Raw genomic sequence first — 16,926 nt, forward strand, 5'->3', positions numbered from 1 at the left:
CAGGAGTGTTTGATGAGCAATCTGGACGATACGTTTGACTATGTGATTGTGGGAGCGGGTTCGTCGGGCAGCGTGCTTGCCGACCGGCTCACGCGCGATGGCAAGAGCCGCGTGCTGCTGCTCGAAGCGGGCGGTGACAATGAATCCGAGCTGGTGCGCATGCCACGCGCCTTCATGAAAATGTGGGGAAATCCCCAGTATTTCTGGCAGTTTCCCGTGAAGGCGCAAAAGGATCGCCCGGCCAATGAAACGTGGGTCTATGGCCGGGGTCTGGGCGGATCGAGTTCGACCAACGGCACGTGGTATCTGCGCGGGATGCCCGCGGATTACGACGCCTGGCGCGACATGGGGCTGCACGAATGGTCGTGGCGCGAAGTCGAGCGCTGCTTCAATGAAATGGAAAGCTATCGCTATCGCCATGCGCATCGTTCGCGCGGGCGTAACGGACCGCTGCAGGTGACGGAACTGCCGTTTCGCTCTCCCGTGATTCGTGCGGCGCGCGAGGCGGGCAGGCAGATGGGCTTGCCCGTGCTCGACGACATCAATACGCCGGACACGCAGGGGATCGGCTATACGCAGGCCACGGTGGATCGACGCGGCCGCCGTGCTTCGGCATATCGCGCGTTTCTCAAACCGGCGATGCGCCGAAGCAATCTCACGGTAATGACCGGTGCGCTCGTGGAGCGCATCGTATTTGAAGGCACGCGTGCAGCGGGCGTGCGTTATCGCGTGAACGGCGAAACGCGCGTCGCACGCGCGCGGCACGAAGTCCTTCTGTGCGCGGGCGTGCTGCAAAGCCCCAAGCTCCTGCAACTCTCAGGCGTGGGGCCCGCCGATGTGCTGGCGAAAGCGGGCGTGGCGGTGGTTAAAGATTTACCCGCAGTGGGCTGCCATCTCGCCGATCATGCGATGTTCTCCATCTCGTTTCGCATGCGCAACGATGCGGGTTTCAATCGCGAATTCCACGGCTGGCGCCTCATGCGTCACGTGCTTCAGTACTACACGACGCGCACCGGTCTGATGGCCTATACGTCGCCAGAATTGACAGCGCTGGTGTCGATGCGTTCCGCGCCGAATTGGCCCGACGTACAGTTTGGTGTGGGACCGTTCTCGATGCGTTCCAGCGAGGAAATCAAGGCCGATCCGGGGCGCGGCGCGCTCGAAGATCAACCGGGCCTCACGCTCAACGGCTATTATCTGCGGCCGAAGAGTCGCGGCAGCGTCGCGATCCAGTCGGCCGACGTTACGCAGCCGGTTCTCGTCGATGCAAACTGGTGGGGCGACCCTGAAGATCGCAAGCTGCTTGTTGACATGCTGCGACTCATGCGCGAGTTTGCGGCGCAGCCTGCTCTTGCGCCTTATATCGTTCGCGAGGTGGTGCCAGGCGCGCAACATCAAAGCGACGATGAAATCTTCGAGGCACTCAAGTGGCTTGTGAGTCCAGGCGTTCACGCCACGGGTACGTGCCGGATGGGTTTGCCCGCCGATTCCGTGCTCGACTCGCGGCTGCGCGTGCATGGACTAAGCGGCTTGCGTGTGGTGGATTGTTCGTCCATGCCCACGCTGCCGTCGGGCAATACGAACGGGCCCGCCATGATGCTGGGTTATCGGGCGGCGGAACTGATTCTTGAGGACCGTGACCGGCAGCGAGAAGGGGCGGCCGGTACAACGAATCTTCGCGCTGATGCGTTGATGCAATAGATGCAATTGGTTCAGCGCGGGTTCAGCGCGTGCGCGTTACTTCGCGACAAAGCGCATGATCATCTCGATCACGAATTCGCGCCGTGCGTCGATAGCCGCGGGCGATTCCATATCGTTTTCGAACAGCAGCGAAAAGGTATGGCGGTTCGAGACAGGATAAAAACAGAGCGCCGCGATCGACATACGCAAATCGACGGGATTGATGCCGGGGCGAAACAGCCCCGCTTTGACTCCGTCGTCGTAAATGCCGCGCACGCGGTCCTTCACGGACAGATTCATGCGGCGGATAAAGTCGCTCTGCGCGAAAACCTCTCCATTGCGTGCGTTTTCATTCATGATCAGGCGCACGAACATCGCATTGCGCTGGTGATAATCGAAGCTGAAGCCCACGAGTTTGCGTAAAGCTTCGTCGGGCTTCAGTTCGTCGAGCTGCAATTGCGCTTCGCTGCGCGCCTGCGACTGGAAGGCGCGTTCGAGCACCGCCAGATAGAGCGCTTCCTTGCTGTCGAAGTGGTAGTAAATCATCCGCTTGCTCGCGCGCGTGAGCCGGGCAATCTCATCCACGCGCGCGCCGCTCAGTCCCTTCTCCGCAAACTCCACCGTGGCCACTTCCAGGATGTCGGCAAGCGACTGCGCCGCATCGTAAGGGCGCGTTTCCGGTTTGGACGCTCTGGCCTTTATAGCCTGCGCTGCCTGTGTTGCCTGTGTTGCCTGTGTTGCCGGGTGGACTTCAGGCGTTGCGGGTGATGTCTTGGTGCGTGGCTTCATCAGTTCTGACAAATGGATCGAAGAAGGCGATGGGCCCCATTGTACAAGGGCACGATCGGGTCGACTGGTTTGGTCCATTGGGTTAATAAACGGGACAGGACGCAGGAAAATCGCTGAGCGTAAACCCTCAATAGAAAGTAAACGTACTAGATAGTACATTTCGTTGAACCCAATCAGGACATCATGGAGACAGCACGTGGACCATCATCGGGATAAGCGCCGGAACGCGGATGCAGTGGGACGAACACCAGGGGTCGCGGCCTTTTCAAGCTGGCTGGGCAGCGCGCTCGAATACTACGACTTCTTTATCTACGGCACGGCGGCGGCGCTGGTTTTCGGCAAGCTGTTCTTTCCGGTCGCCGACCCGAAAGTATCGGCCGTCGCGGCGTTCGCGACCTTCGGCGTCGGCTATATCGCGCGGCCCGTCGGGGCGTTCTTCATGGGCCATATCGGCGACCGCTTCGGCCGCAAGCAGATCCTTATGCTGACGCTGCTCATGATGGGCGTGTCGACTTTCCTGATCGGGGTGCTGCCGACTTACGCACAGGCCGGCATCGTCGCGCCCGTCCTGCTCGTGTGCCTGCGACTGTTGCAGGGACTTTCGGCGTCGGGCGAGCAGGCCGGCGCCGCGTCGCTCACGCTCGAACATGCGCCCGCCGACCGCCGTGGTTTCGTAAGCAGCTTCGCCTTGAGCGGCGCATCGATGGGCTTCGTGCTGGCCACGCTCGTGTTTCTGCCGATCGCCGCATTGCCCGACGAGCAGCTTTACGCCTGGGGCTGGCGCATTCCGTTTCTGCTGAGCGTGGTGGTCATCGGCGTGGGTTTGTGGGTGCGCCGTGGCTTGCCGGAAACACCGGTGTTCACCGAGGAAACAAGCCATGGCGGAACCGCCGGTGCGCCGGTGGCCGAACTCTTCCGAACCCAGGGCACCGACGTGTTTCGCCTCGTGCTGGCCGCGCTCTATTCGGTGACGGCGAGCATTTTCAGCATCTTCGTGCTCTCGTATGCGGTCAACACGATGCACGTACCGCGCACCCGCATGCTGACGCTGCTCGTGGCGATCAATGTCGTCAGCCTCGCGCTCGTACCCATGTGGGGTTGGCTCTCCGATCGCATCGGCCGGCGGCCGGTGTTCATCACGGGCGCGGTAGGCGGTGCGATCTTTATCTGGCCCACCTTATGGGCGATTTCGCGCGCCGATGTGACGCTGATCTGCGTATTCGGCTTTATCGTGCTCAGCGTGTTCTATAGCGCGTCGAACGCTGTGTGGCCTTCGTTTTCAGGTGAAATGTTTGCGACGCGCGTGCGGCTTTCGGGGGTGGCGATTGGCTCGCAGATTGGTATCACGCTTGGCGGCGCAGCGCCCGCGCTCAGCGCTGCGTTGCTGAAGGACGGCCCGGACGGCTGGATGCCCGTGGCGACACTCGTAAGCGTCGCGGGCCTGATTGCCGCTGCCGCTGCATGGAGTGCGCGCGAAACCTTCGACATTCCGCTCGATAGGCTGGGAGAAAGCCGCCGCACGCAGGTGCATTCCGCGCCGACCTGACCGACTCAGCGCGCTTAGTCGCGCCGCGTTACAAATACCCCTTTCCCAGCGGCACACAACCATTGCAGTACGTGAGATGCGCTTCCTGAACCGGACCAGCGCAGGCTTCTGGCCGCCTTTTAAATCTATTGAAACGAGGACATTGCCAATTGACTCTCTCCATGCCTCACTCCATGTGTACGCAATCGAACGGCGCGTATCCCATTACGGTCGATGGCGGCACGATTGCGGGAATCGTCGATAAGGATCGCTCGCTGATCGAATATCGCGCCGTTCCTTTTGCTGCGCCGCCCGTAGGCGAGTTGCGCTGGCGCTCTCCGCAACCGGTCGTGCCGTGGGACGGTGTACGTGTGTGCGATCGCTTTGCGCCGATGTGCGCGCAGCCCGAACGCCCTGCGCGCTCGGTCTTCCTCGAATACGCAGGCGAGCAGCCAACCAGCGAGGATTGCCTGTATCTCAACGTGTTCGTGCCGCTTGACCGGCCCGCAGAAAAATTGCCCGTGATGGTCTGGATTCACGGCGGTGCGTTTCAGGTCGGCTCGAGCACGAATGCCACCTTCGTGCGCGGCGATCTTACGCAGCATGGCGTGATCCTCGTCACGATCAACTACCGCGTGAATGCCTTTGGCTTTCTCTCACATCCAGAATTGACCGCCGAATCGGAGCATAAGGCCTCGGGCAATTACGGACTGATGGATCAGATCGCGGCTCTCGCTTGGGTACGCAGGAATATCGCGGCTTTCGGCGGCGACGCAGACGCGGTGACGGTTTTTGGTCAGTCGGCAGGAGGCGCGAGTATTGCGAATCTGATGGCGTCGCCGCTGGCGAAAGATCTGTTTCATCGGGCGATTATTCAAAGCGTCGCCTTCATGCCAATGATGCCGCTTGCGCAGGCCGAGCAGCAGGGCGTCGACTTCATGAAGCGCGCGGGCGCCGCGTCGATTGCCGAATTGCGCGCCCGGCCCGCCAGTCAGATCGTCGGACTTGCGAAGGCGACGTTGCCGTTGATCTGGCCTTCGGTCGACGGACACGTGATGCCTGAATCCGCCGAAGCATCTTTCGCGGCCCAACGCCAGATGCGCATGCCGGTGCTGACTGGCTGGACGCGTGACGAAGGCACGGTGTTTCCCGCCTACGAGGAAGCGGGCGCATTGCGCGAGGCGTTGCGTGCACGCTTTGGTTCGCGGCTGGCCGAAGCGTTGCACCATTACCCCGCCGACGACGCTACGCAGGCGCGCGATTCCGCAAAGCGCATCAATGGCGATGCGCTCGCGGGTGCGGGCGTATGGAAGGCCGCGTGCGCGCACGCGCAGGGCGGCAATCCGGTTTGGCTCTATCACTTCGAACACGAGCAGCCGTTCCGCGCCGGTCAGGCCTATGCGGAGAGCGACCCGGCAGCGGCGCTCGGGGTCTTTCACAGCGCCGATTATCCCTATGTATTCGGAACGCTGAACGAACTCACGCGGGCGTGGACACCGGCTGATGATGTGGTGCGCGATGTGATGCAGCGCTACTGGGTCAGTTTCGCACGAAGCGGCCATCCGCATGTCGATGGCCTGCCCGCATGGCCGTGTTTCGATGCGGATGGGGATGCCACGATGCGCCTTGGCGCTGCACCCCATATGGACTCGATCCCGCGCCTCGATGCACTACGTTTTCTCGGCGCAGAAAACATGGTCGGCAATTTCCTCTAAATGCTGCAAAAGCTGGAGGTGCAGATGCACCTCCAGCCAGAAGTCCAATCAATCGACAATCTTTGACTTAGGATTGCGAATAAAAATTAAAGAATTAATGGAGATCGAATCGTGGACAAAAATCAACTCTTCAGGCTGGCTACGGCAGGTGTGCTGGTATCGTCCGGATGTCATGCCGCATTCGCACAATCGTCGATACAGATGTTCGGCATTATCGATTCTGGATTGACCTATGTGACGGATGTTGGCGGTCATTCGAAAGTCGCGGCGACGGACGGCATTCAGCGCAACAATTTCTGGGGCATTCAAGGAGCGGAAGATCTGGGCGGCGGCACACAGGCGATTTTCCGGCTGGAGAATTATTTCGCGCTGAATACAGGCGCAATTGCGGGCAGCGCGTTCTTCACCGATACCTATGTGGGTTTGCGCGACAAACGCCTCGGACAATTGAGTTTTGGTCGGCAATATGACTTCGGCTCGAATCTTGTGCGTTATATCGCCTGTCTCGAGTGCGGCGTGTATAGCGTGCAGAACGCGGATCTCGATCGCGCTGCCGGCGATCATCTGAGCAACACGATCCAGTACAAGAGCCCAAATTTTGCGGGCTTTACGTTTGGCGCAATGTATGGATTCGGCCAGAACGCGACAGGGTCAAGCAATCTCGGCCGCTCGTACAGTCTGCTCGCGCAGTACGAAAATGGTCCGTTCAGCGGCGCGCTGATCACCACCAACATTAACGGCTCTCCGGTGTCGATCGCAACGATTGGCGCTGTGGAATTTCTGGGCGTGGACACTACGAAAACGTCCACGATCTATGCTGATCAACGCCGCATTTTTGGCGCGGGCGCTTCGTATCGATTCGGCGCGTTGACTGCAATGGCGATGTACACCAACACGCACTTCACCTTGCAGTCCCAGCATGCAACGGACCAGGTCGTGCGGGCGGGCGTGACGTGGCTCGCGAGGCCAGACGTGCTGTTTTCGGTGATGGAAACCTTCGATCGCCTCGACGACGATCGCTGGTATTCCTCGTATGCGAGCGCGACGTATCTGCTTTCGAAGCGCACGCGCGTTTATACAGACCTTGCTTTCCAGAAAGCCAGCGGGCAGGGCGCTGTGGCTTCGATCTATCAGATTGGTCGCTCGTCGACGACTTCGCAGGGACTGGTTCGTATCGGCATGGTGCACACGTTTTGAGTGGCGGCGCTGGCGACGGCGGTGCCGTCCGTCGCCAGCGCCTGTCGAAAGCCCGTTCCCGTGCACTGCGCGGGAACGGGCGAACGTAACACGGTGATCAGTACGACAACCCGTACCCGAACGCGAACAGAGGATGCTGCGTATCGTGAGGGACATCCTCGCGTTGCGCGAGGACTTCATCCATCGACGAAGGCAATTCGAATGGCAAATGCCCTTCGGGTTTCGCCTTGCCGGTTAGTACATCGAACAATGCCGTATCGCTAATGCCGAAGTTAGCGAGAATGGCGGTTGCCTTGTCCTGCACGTTCGTGAGAATCGCCGGTCGATCCATATACACGCTGACGATGGACTTCGGCGCCAGCGCGGCCTGTTTGATGGCTTCGTAATCGGCGCTGCCGTCCTTGAACGCGAGACTGCCTTCGTGTTGCATTGAGCCGAACAGATAGGTCGGATGCAGCGTTTCATAAGGCGTACTTATGCGGACAATCGCCACATCGGCGTCCTGCGGATTACTGACCACCGTGTAGCCGTATTGCTGCGCGATAGTCGAATCGATTCCGTATAACCAGACCTTTTTTCCGGCTGCGCTCATCGGCAGATAATTGCCCGTGTTTTGCAGCAGCACCACCGAGCGGCGTTGTGCATCGAGTGCCTGCGCCTGGAAGGAAGCATTGCCCACGATCGAGCTGGCGGCGTCTGCATCCACGTAAGGATGATCGAACAGTCCTTGCTGGAACTTCTGCAGTAGCACGCGATAAGCCGATTCGCTCAAACGGCTTTCGCTAAGCAAGCCTTCTTTGACGGCCTCGATGAGAAATGACGGATCGCCTTCGCCGCCGAACTGGTCGATGCCGGCATTCGTCGCTCTCACGAAACGTTGCAGCCGCGTGGCGGTTTCCATGCCCCAGGGCGTCCCGAATCCGACGAACGAAGGCGCACCGGATGAAACCCCATTGAGGCAGTTCGAATCGCAATCCGAGGCGATGCCCCAGTCCGAGACGATCACACCCTGAAAGCTATATTTGCCGCGCAGCATATCGGTCAGCAACGGTTTGTCGAAGGCGCCGCCCACCTGTTCGAGCGTGATGCCGTCGATTGTCACCGCCGAATCCGGTTCGGAATAAGTTGGCATGACCGAGCCGACCTGAGCCGCGAAGGCGCCTTCGAACGGTTTCAGGTGATACGCAAAGTTATTGCCGGGATAGGTTGCATAGCGTCCATAATAATTGTGGCTGTCGTAGCCGTCCTTTTGCGCGCCATAACCGGCCCAATGCTTGACCACCGCAATCACGCTGCGATCGTTGATGCCGGTCGCGCCGCCCTGAAAGCCTTCGATATAGGCCTGCACCTGGGCTTTGGCGAGATCGGCGTCCTCGCCGAAGGTGCCGTTGATACGCGCCCAGCGCGGCTCTGTCGCCAGATCGGCCTGCGGGGACAGCGCTTCGGTGATACCCACCGCGCGATACTCCTGGCGGACGATATCGCCGAATGTGCGTGTCAGCTTCGCATCGCCGATGGCGGCAAAGCCTAGCGTTTCAGGCCATTGGGAGAAGCCGCCGCCGCCCGCGCTGGCCCCGAGTACATACTGGAAATGACTGCGCGGGTCCGAACTGATCGAGACCGGAATTGCCAGCCGCGACTGTTCGGCCAGCGTCTGGATCTGGTTGTATTGTTGCGCCATGGTGTGTGCGTCGGCGCTCATCCGCGTGATGAAGGTGTTGATCGCCAGATCGTTGATCTGCGTTTTCAGGTCGGCGAGATCGTAGGCGGAGCCGGTGCCGGCGCCGGTCGTGTCGTCGAGCACCGGGGCCGTGCCGTGCAGCATCAAGCCGGCCTTTTCGGCTATCGTCAGGCGGTTCGTCAAATCCCGCGCTCGCGTTTCGGCGGGCAATCGCCAGTCTTCATAGGGATCGATCTGGCCATTGCGATTCATGTCCTTGAACTGGAAGCCCTCGGATTTGATGAGCGGTAAGGTGGTGTAGCCGAGATCGCGCTGGGTAACGGTCGAATCAAGATGGTTGCCCCCGCAAGCATACAGGCCGCCAATCAGTGCCGAAGCGATAGTGACCGGTACAGGCAGGCGCAGTACGGGTCGTGAAGCGATACGCATTGTTTCCTCCATATATCGAGCGAAATACGCTCGTTTTATTGTTGCGAGAAGCAGGAGGAATGCTAGCGTCAGCCGCCGAGGCGGGTTTGACCGCAGGGTGCAGGATTTGACCGCGTGGAGCAGAAGATGTAACGCAATGTAAGGCGTCATGGCAAGACCCTATGGTGCAGGCCAGCACGCGCAAGCATGATCGGCAATTCAGGGACTATTCACTGTGATCGATGCGATCGATGTCTGTGCAACCTTTGTCGGGCGCCGCACTGCGCTCCCGTACCGTATCGAATCGCCTTGCCGCCGATGTACTGGATGCGGTAGTCGCCGCCGGCGTCGAGCCTGATCTGTTTGCGCAACGCACCGGTATTTCGGCGCGCGATCTCACGGATATCGATGGCCGTATCGATGGCGTCAGACATGCACGATTCGTCGAATTCATGTGTTCGCTGTCACCGTCGATAGAGTGGCTGGTCGAGCGGCGCTGTGCGCTCTATCCACATTTTCCCGCGCTCGGCAATCTGTGTTTCAACGCGCGGACATTGCGTGATGCCATCGACGCTTTCATGCGATTCAGGCCGATCGTCGGCGAATTCGATTTTCTATTTTTCAGGGAAACCGCGGACTGGGTGCAGATCGAATATGTGGCCGAGTTCATGCCGCAACATTGCCTGCAGGCGCTCGCCAATTTTCAGGTGCTGGCAACGCTGATTCGCGCATACGATATGGGCGGCGCCACGCTGTTTCACGTGTCTCTGACCGGTCGCGCGCCTCGCAACGCGCGGCTGCTTGCCGATTTTTTCGGTGCGTCAATTCAATTCGAAGCGAGTGCGAATTGCATGCGCTTCGCGGCTTCGTTGCTCGATCAACCTTTTTCGCATTACAACGCGCCGCTCGCGCCGCATCTGCTCCAGCAGGCTCAGCAGAAATTGCGGCAATCGCAGCGCGGGCATCGTTTTTCCGCGAGTGTAGAGCAACTCATTACCGCGCTCGTGACCGACCCAGATTACGACATGCCCGGCACAGCCTCATTGCTGGCGAGAGTGTGCGAACGGCTAGAGACGTCGCGCTGGACGCTGCACAGGCGTTTAAGAATCGAAGGATTGAATTTCGGCGATCTGGAGGCGCGCGTCAAACTTGATCAGGCCTGTCGTCTGCTAAGCGAGACCCAGCGCAGCCTTTCGGAGATCAGCGAAATGCTGGGCTTTTCTTCGCAGAGCGCCTTCACACGGTTCTTTCGCAGCCGGCATCAAATGGCGCCTCAGGCTTTTCGGCAGCACCAGCAATGGAATGCCGTGTCGTCCTGCGAGAGCTGGCGAGCCTGAGTTGTTGTGTGATTCCAGCGGCAATAGCGATGTTTGTGTGCTGTATATTGCACGACTTTTCGTCAAGGTGCGGTAATGAAAGCAATAACTCTGCGCGCCACCTCAGGATTTAAAGTGTCGTAAAATTCCGATGAAAAGTTAGAATGGCGATTTGTTGCAAATCAAGATGATGTGCACTTTTATTCGTATTGAATATCTGCGCGATGTGAATCATCCGCAATCTCCCATTTTGCATAATATTATTGTCGTTCGATCAAGAAAGCTTGATTAACTGCCATGTCACTGTGTCGTTGATGTGAAAAGATGCACGTGGCTTTCGCGTCTTCGGTAGAACAGGCCACTTATGCAATGAATCGCATAAGCGGTCGCATATCGCCATATACAACAGAGCGCGCTTGGATCGACGTGGAATGATTCACGTTCGATATCTGGAGCGACGATTCAATAGCAGTAAAAGTCAATGAAACGGGGATAAGAATTCGCGCTTGCCCCCGAAAAAGGTAAGCATGGATATCCTGCGATTGCTCTTCGTACTGCCCCTGCGTGTGCTGCGTGGCCTGTTCCATCTGATCGTGAAAATATTGCGGCCGGTGTTTGGCAGCGTCTCATGGTCGGCGCCGGGCTGGGCGATTAGCGCGAGCGCGGCGGTTCGCGAGCGCCCCCGATACTTTGCGATTCGTGCGTTTGGTGCCGTTGCGTTGGTCATTGCGGCCTGGGGCGCGTGGCACTGGTATGTACATCGCCCAAAGCCCGCTGAGCCTCAGCGCATTACGTTCCAGGCCCGGGTACCGGGGGTGACGGATTACGTTTCAGCGGATGGCACGCCGAAGATCACAGTTCATCCGCTCGAAGTGGTCTTTTCCGGTTCGGCCGCGCCGATCGAACTAGTGGGCAAGACCGTTACCAAAGGCATCGCCATGAAACCCGCTCTGAAGGGCGAGTGGAGCTGGACGGACGATCACACGCTGCATTTCGTGCCAGCTGCCGACTGGCCGGTAGGCGGTCATATCGAACTCGATTTCGATGTGCGCCAAGCGTTTGCTCCGCACGTACTCATGGCTGACGATCATCTGGCTTTCGATCTCGCGCCGTTCGTCGCCAAAGCTGGTAATGCGGAGTTCTATCAGGACCCGCAGAACGCCACGGCAAAGAAGACCATCATGCCGGTGAGTTTCAATTACCCGGTTGATACCGCACAATTCGAAAAGCGCATCTCGCTCGCATTGGCGGGCAGCGACGGCAAATTCAATACGCCGCTCAAATTCACGGTGACTTACGACGCCTACAAGCTGAATGCGTGGGTTCACTCGCAGCCGCTTGATCTGCCGCGTGACGACGGCGCGGTGAAGCTGACCGTGGATAGCGGCGCACGAAGCTCGCGTGGCGGCGCGGGCATCAAAGACCCGCTGACGTCGGTTGTGCGCGTACCGGGTCTGTATAGCCTTGCGGTAAATAGCGTGAGCCCGACCCTGGTCGATAACGACCGGTATGAGCCGGAGCAGGTGCTCGTCACCGAAATCAGCGGGGCGGTGCGCGGCACAGATCTCAATGGCCTGATCAAGGCGTGGGTGTTGCCCAAACGCAGGAAAGGCGTCGACCAGAAAGACGACGACCCGCCGTATGAGTGGAACGCAGAGGATGTCAGCGAAAATGTCTTGCAGCATTCGCAGGCGCTGCCGCTCGAACTCGTGCCCACCGAAAACGACTACGCGGCACTGCAGAGTTTCAAATTTCACGCAGAACCGGGACAACGTGTCTACGTGCGCATCGCTCCCGGGCTGAAATCGTTTGGCGGCTATATGCTCGGCCAGTCTTCGGTGCAGACCTTTACCGTGCCCGACTATCCGAAGCTCCTGCACTTCATGGCCGATGGCTCGCTGCTTTCCTTGAGTGGCAGCAAGCGTATCTCGGTGGTGTCGCGCAATCTGCCGGGTATGCAACTGGAGATCGGCCGCGTATTGCCGGATCAATTGCAGCATCTGGTGAGTTTCAATCAAGGCAGCTATACGCATCCTGACCTTGGCTATAGCTTCAGTGAGGACCACATCGTCGAGCGCTTCGAGCAGAAGCGGGTGTTTCCGAAGGCGGGGCCCGGTCAGGCGCATTACGAGGGTATCGATCTTGGCCAGTATCTGACGAGCGGCAAGCGCGGCGTGTTCCTGCTGCATCTGTCTGCTTATGACCCGGTCGCCGAAAAGAAGAAGGCCGAAAAGGCCGCACAAGCCGCGGATCAAGGCTCGGTCAATGGCAACAGCGATGGCGGCTCCAGCGACGATAACAGCACGGATAACAGCAGCGATAACAGCGGCGACGAGGCATCGCCCACCGACACCCGCATGATCGTCATCACAGATCTGGGCATGCTGGTCAAGCGTGCGCTTGACGGCAGCCAGGACGTGTTCGTGCAGTCGATCCGCACCGGCCAGCCGGTTGGCGGCGCGACGGTGTCGGTCCTCGCGCTCAATGGCCAGACGCTGTACACGCAGGACACCACGGCAGACGGCGTTGTGCATTTCCCCACCTTCAAGGGTCTCGACCACGACAAGCGGCCGATGCTGTACGTCGTGAAAAAGGCCGACGACCTGTCGTTCCTGCCGGTGGGCGGCCAGGATCGTCAGCTCGACTTTTCGCGTTTCGATGTGGGCGGCGAGCGCAATCCGGTCAGCGAAGGCCAGTTGTCGGCGTATCTGTTTTCGGATCGCGGCATTTACCGGCCCGGCGATCTTTTTCATATCGGAGTGATCGTGCGCGCGTCGAACTGGGCACATAGCCCGTCCGGAGTGCCGCTGCAGGCGGAAATCGTCGATCCGCGTGGCATGACGGTCAAACGCATGCCGCTTGCCGTCGATAACTCGGGCTTTAGCGAGCTGTCGTACACGCCGTCGGAAACCGCACCCACGGGCACGTGGGCGGTGAATCTCTACATCGTGAAGAACGGCAAGACGGATGAGCCGATCGGCTCGACGACCGTGCAGGTGAAGGAGTTTCTGCCGGACCGCATGAAAGTGCAGGCAAGGCTCTCGCAGCAGGTGGCCGAAGGCTGGGTCAAGCCCGATCAGCTCAAGGGCGTAGTGGACGCGCAGAATCTGTTCGGCACGCCGGCGGCGAACCGGCGCGTCGAGGCGTCCTTGACGCTGCGACCGGTCTGGCCGCAATTCCGTAGTTGGCAGGACTATCACTTCTTCGACGTGCGGCGCGCCAAAGAGGGCTACACGACCAACCTGCAGGACGGCAAGACCGACGACAAGGGCCATGCCGAATTCGATCTCGACCTCAAAAAATATGCGGACGCCACCTATCAGCTCTATTTCCTGAGCAAGGCGTACGAGGCCGAGGGCGGCCGCAATGTGGCCGCCAATGCGCAGACGCTGGTTTCCAGCGACGACTGGCTGGTGGGCTATAAATCGGTTGACGATCTCGACTACGTCAAGCGTGGCAGTCCGCGCGCCGTGCGTCTGGTCGCGATCAATCCGCAGGCGAAAGCCATCGAACTGAAAGACCTGAAGGCGCAACTGGTGGAGCGACGCTATGTGTCGGTGCTGACCAAACAGGATTCAGGTGTCTACAAGTACGATTCGCGCCTGAAGGAAGTGCCGGTGAGCGAAAACCCGCTGACGATTCCGGCCGCCGGTCTGGACTTCAAACTGCCGACTGACAAGCCGGGTAACTATGCGTTGATCATTCGGAGTGCAGATAACGCCGAAGTCAATCGGGTCGAGTATTCCGTCGCGGGCGATGCCAACGTGTCCCGTTCACTCGACCGCAATGCCGAATTACAGATCAACCTGAGCAAGCACGATTACGCCCAGGGCGAACCGGTCGAAATCGCAATTCGCGCGCCGTACGCGGGCAGCGGCCTGATCACCATCGAGCGCGACAAGGTCTACGCACACGCATGGTTCCATGCCGATACCACCAGTTCGGTCCAGCACATCACCGTGCCGCCGGATTTCGAGGGCAACGGCTATATCAACGTGCAGTACGTGCGTGATCCGTCGTCGGACGAAGTGTTCATGAGCCCGCTGAGTTATGGCGTCGTGCCGTTCTCGGTCAATATGGATGCGCGCCGCAATCGCCTGACGCTTGACGCGCCGCCGCTGGTCAAGCCGGGGCAGACGGTCACGTTCAAGCTGCATGCGGGACACCCGACCAAAGCCGTCGTGTTCGCGGTGGACGAAGGCATCTTGCAGGTCGGCCGCTACAAGCTGGGCGATCCGCTCAAGTTCTTCTTCCGCAAGCGCATGCTGGAAGTGGGCACGTCGCAGATTCTCGATCTGATCTTGCCCGACTTCGAAAAGCTCATGGCCATGGCGGCGCCCGGCGGCGATGCGGACGACGCCATCGGCAGCCAACTCAACCCGTTCAGGCGCAAGCGCGACAAGCCCGTGGTGTATTGGTCTGGCATTGTCGATGTGGACGGCGAGAAGGACGTGAGCTACACCGTGCCAGATTATTTCAACGGCAAGCTGCGGGTCATGGCGGTGTCGGTATCGCCCGACTTGGTGGGCACGGTCGAGTCGGCCACCACGGTGCGCGGCGACTTCGTGCTGTCGCCGAATGTGCCGACGACGCTCGCGCCCGGCGACGAAGCCGAAGTCAGCGTGGGCGTCGCCAACAATCTCACCGGTGTCGGCGACAAACCGGTGCCGGTGACCGTGGCGCTCAAGACCGGGCCGCAGCTTCAGGTGCTCGGCAATGCGGCGCAGAGTCTGAGTCTCGCGTCCATGCATGAAGGCGTCGCAATTTTCCGCGTCAAGGCAACGCAGACGCTTGGCTCGGGCAATCTGACCTTTAGCGCGAGTTACGGCGCGAAGTCTGCGGCGCAGAGTCTCGATCTTTCGGTGCGGCCAGCCGCTGCGTATCGGGCCCAGGTCGATATCGCGCGAGTCGATCCAAACAGCAAGGCGGACGTGTCCGGCCTGCGCAAGATGTACGACGCGTACGCTTCGCGCGACGCGAGTATTTCGACCTTGCCGCTGGTGCTCTCGCAAGGCTTGACGTCCTGGCTCGTGAACGTGCAGAACTACTGCAGCGAGCAGATCGTCAGTGCGACCATGCCGCGCCTGATCGCATCGAAATGGCCGACGGTGCCTGCGCTGACCCGCGCGCTGCAGCCAGCCAATGCGATTAATGGCGGCACGCCGCAGACCAGCGACCAGGCGCTGGCACAAACGCTCGATGTGCTGCGTTCGCGGCAGAACAGCCAGGGCGGTTTCGGCCTGTGGTCGGCCACGCCAGATGCCGAGCCTTTTGTTTCGGCCTATACGATGCATTTCCTGCTGGAAGCGCGCGAGCGCGGTGTAGCGGTGCCGGGCGACATGCTGGTCGCGGGCAATCAGTATCTGCACAAGCTCGCCAGCGACGACAGCCTGGATTCGCTAGATTTGCTGCGTCAGCGTGCCTATGCTGTCTATCTGCTGACGCGTCAGGGTAACGTGACGACCAACGATCTGGCCGCGGTGCAAAAGCGCCTCCAGGAAGCGTTCCCGAACGACTGGAGGAACGATCTGGCGGCGGCGTGGCTGGCGGCCTCGTACGAACTGCTCAAGCAGGACAAGGAGGCCAGCAAGCTGATCGCCGGGCCGCAGCGCGAACTCGAGGGCAAGGCGGATGTGTCGAAGTTCGCCTACGGCTACTACACCGATCCGCTCACGCGCGACGCGAGCACGCTCTATTTGTTGTCGAAGTACTTCCCCGACAGGGCCAAGGCGCTTTCGCCGCAGGTCATGGAGAACATCGCCGGGCCGCTGGCGCGCAACGAGTTCAACACGCTATCGGCGGCCATGACGGTGCTCGCGCTCGATGCCTATGCGAGCGTCAATGCCGCCGGGCTGGATAAACTCGCCATCGACGAAGTACGCGCAGACGGCACGCTCAAGGCGATTTCGAGCTTGCAGGCAAACGTCTTGCAGGCCGGTAGCTGGAGCGCGGGCGCAACCCGGCTGCGCTTCATCAACGGCAGCGGCATGCCGGCGTGGCGTGTGACCAGTCAGGCCGGTTACGACCGCGGCGCACCAGACAAGGCGATTAAGGACGGGCTCGAAATCGTGCGCGACTACACCGATGCCAATGGCAAACCGCTCGACAGCATCAAACCTGGGCAGGAGATCGAAGTCCACGTGAAGATCCGTGCGACCGAAGACGATGAAGTCGATAACGTGGCGATCGTCGATTTGCTGCCGGGCGGCTTCGACCCGGTGATCGAGCCGCCGCCCGCGCCCGCGCCGCAGGACGACAGCAATAGCGCTCAAGCTGATCAAGGCGATCAAGGCGGCGATACAGGCAACAACGGCAACGCCGACGCCGATGGTTCGCAACCCGCACCGTGGCGCTCGCCGATCGGCCTCGCGAGTTCGACGTGGCAACCCGAGTACGCCGATATCCGCGAAGACCGCATCGTGATCTACGGCACGGCGACGAAGGACGTCAAGGAATTCGTCTATCGCATCAAGGCCAGCAATGCCGGCAAGTTCACCGTGCCGCCGGCATTCGGTGAGTCGATGTACGATCGCCGGATTCAGGCGCGCTCGCCAGGCGGCGCCGTGCTCACGGTCGTGCGTCAACCCTGAACCGTGCTGCCACACGTCCGAAGCG

Annotated in this window: 9 protein-coding genes; 6 read left to right on the forward strand and 3 right to left on the reverse strand. The window is 60.1% G+C overall.

What is annotated here, in order from left to right; translation table 11 throughout:
* Positions 1-12 precede the first annotated feature (12 nt).
* Positions 13-1,701, forward strand: coding sequence for a GMC family oxidoreductase (locus U5A67_RS11970; protein WP_321814175.1), 1,689 nt, complete (start codon positions 13-15; stop codon positions 1,699-1,701).
* 36 nt (positions 1,702-1,737) lie between these two features.
* Here the strand turns inward: U5A67_RS11970 and U5A67_RS11975 are convergent, their stop codons facing one another.
* Entirely contained in the window at positions 1,738-2,628 is an 891-nt protein-coding gene (locus U5A67_RS11975) for a TetR/AcrR family transcriptional regulator (RefSeq protein ID WP_321814176.1), read from the reverse strand.
* A gap of 76 nt (positions 2,629-2,704) precedes the next feature.
* On the opposite strand from U5A67_RS11975, the gene U5A67_RS11980 reads away from it, so the two are divergent.
* The 3 genes from U5A67_RS11980 to U5A67_RS11990 all read left to right on the forward strand — a co-directional run bounded on the left by U5A67_RS11980 (position 2,705) and on the right by U5A67_RS11990 (position 6,906).
* Entirely contained in the window at positions 2,705-4,015 is a 1,311-nt protein-coding gene (locus U5A67_RS11980; protein ID WP_321814177.1) for an MFS transporter, read from the forward strand.
* Between the two features lie 161 nt (positions 4,016-4,176).
* Positions 4,177-5,709 (forward strand): carboxylesterase/lipase family protein, encoded by a 1,533-nt coding sequence (locus U5A67_RS11985; RefSeq protein ID WP_321814178.1) that lies wholly within the window; start codon positions 4,177-4,179, stop codon positions 5,707-5,709.
* A gap of 111 nt (positions 5,710-5,820) precedes the next feature.
* A complete protein-coding gene (locus tag U5A67_RS11990; RefSeq protein ID WP_321814179.1) occupies positions 5,821-6,906 on the forward strand; it encodes a porin in 1,086 nt (361 codons plus the stop codon).
* Between the two features lie 97 nt (positions 6,907-7,003).
* On the opposite strand, the gene U5A67_RS11995 is transcribed toward U5A67_RS11990, so the two are convergent.
* Together U5A67_RS11995 and U5A67_RS12000 are read right to left on the reverse strand one after the other, a co-directional pair.
* Positions 7,004-9,016, reverse strand: coding sequence for a glycoside hydrolase family 3 protein (locus U5A67_RS11995; RefSeq protein WP_321814180.1), 2,013 nt, complete (start codon positions 9,014-9,016; stop codon positions 7,004-7,006).
* 209 nt (positions 9,017-9,225) lie between these two features.
* Positions 9,226-9,429, reverse strand: coding sequence for a hypothetical protein (locus U5A67_RS12000; RefSeq protein WP_321814224.1), 204 nt, complete (start codon positions 9,427-9,429; stop codon positions 9,226-9,228).
* Here U5A67_RS12000 and U5A67_RS12005 point away from each other — a divergent pair.
* Both U5A67_RS12005 and U5A67_RS12010 read left to right on the forward strand, forming a co-directional pair.
* Positions 9,400-10,332, forward strand: a complete 933-nt coding sequence (locus U5A67_RS12005) for a helix-turn-helix transcriptional regulator (protein WP_321814223.1) — start codon at positions 9,400-9,402, stop codon at positions 10,330-10,332. The two genes, U5A67_RS12000 and U5A67_RS12005, sit on opposite strands and share 30 nt — an antisense overlap.
* 506 nt (positions 10,333-10,838) lie before the next feature.
* Complete coding sequence (locus U5A67_RS12010; protein WP_321814181.1) at positions 10,839-16,901, forward strand: alpha-2-macroglobulin; 6,063 nt, start codon at positions 10,839-10,841, stop codon at positions 16,899-16,901.
* Positions 16,902-16,926 lie beyond the last annotated feature (25 nt).

This window comes from Paraburkholderia sp. J69-1 (genome assembly GCF_905220255.1).
In the GTDB taxonomy this organism is placed as follows: Bacteria; Pseudomonadota; Gammaproteobacteria; order Burkholderiales; family Burkholderiaceae; genus Paraburkholderia.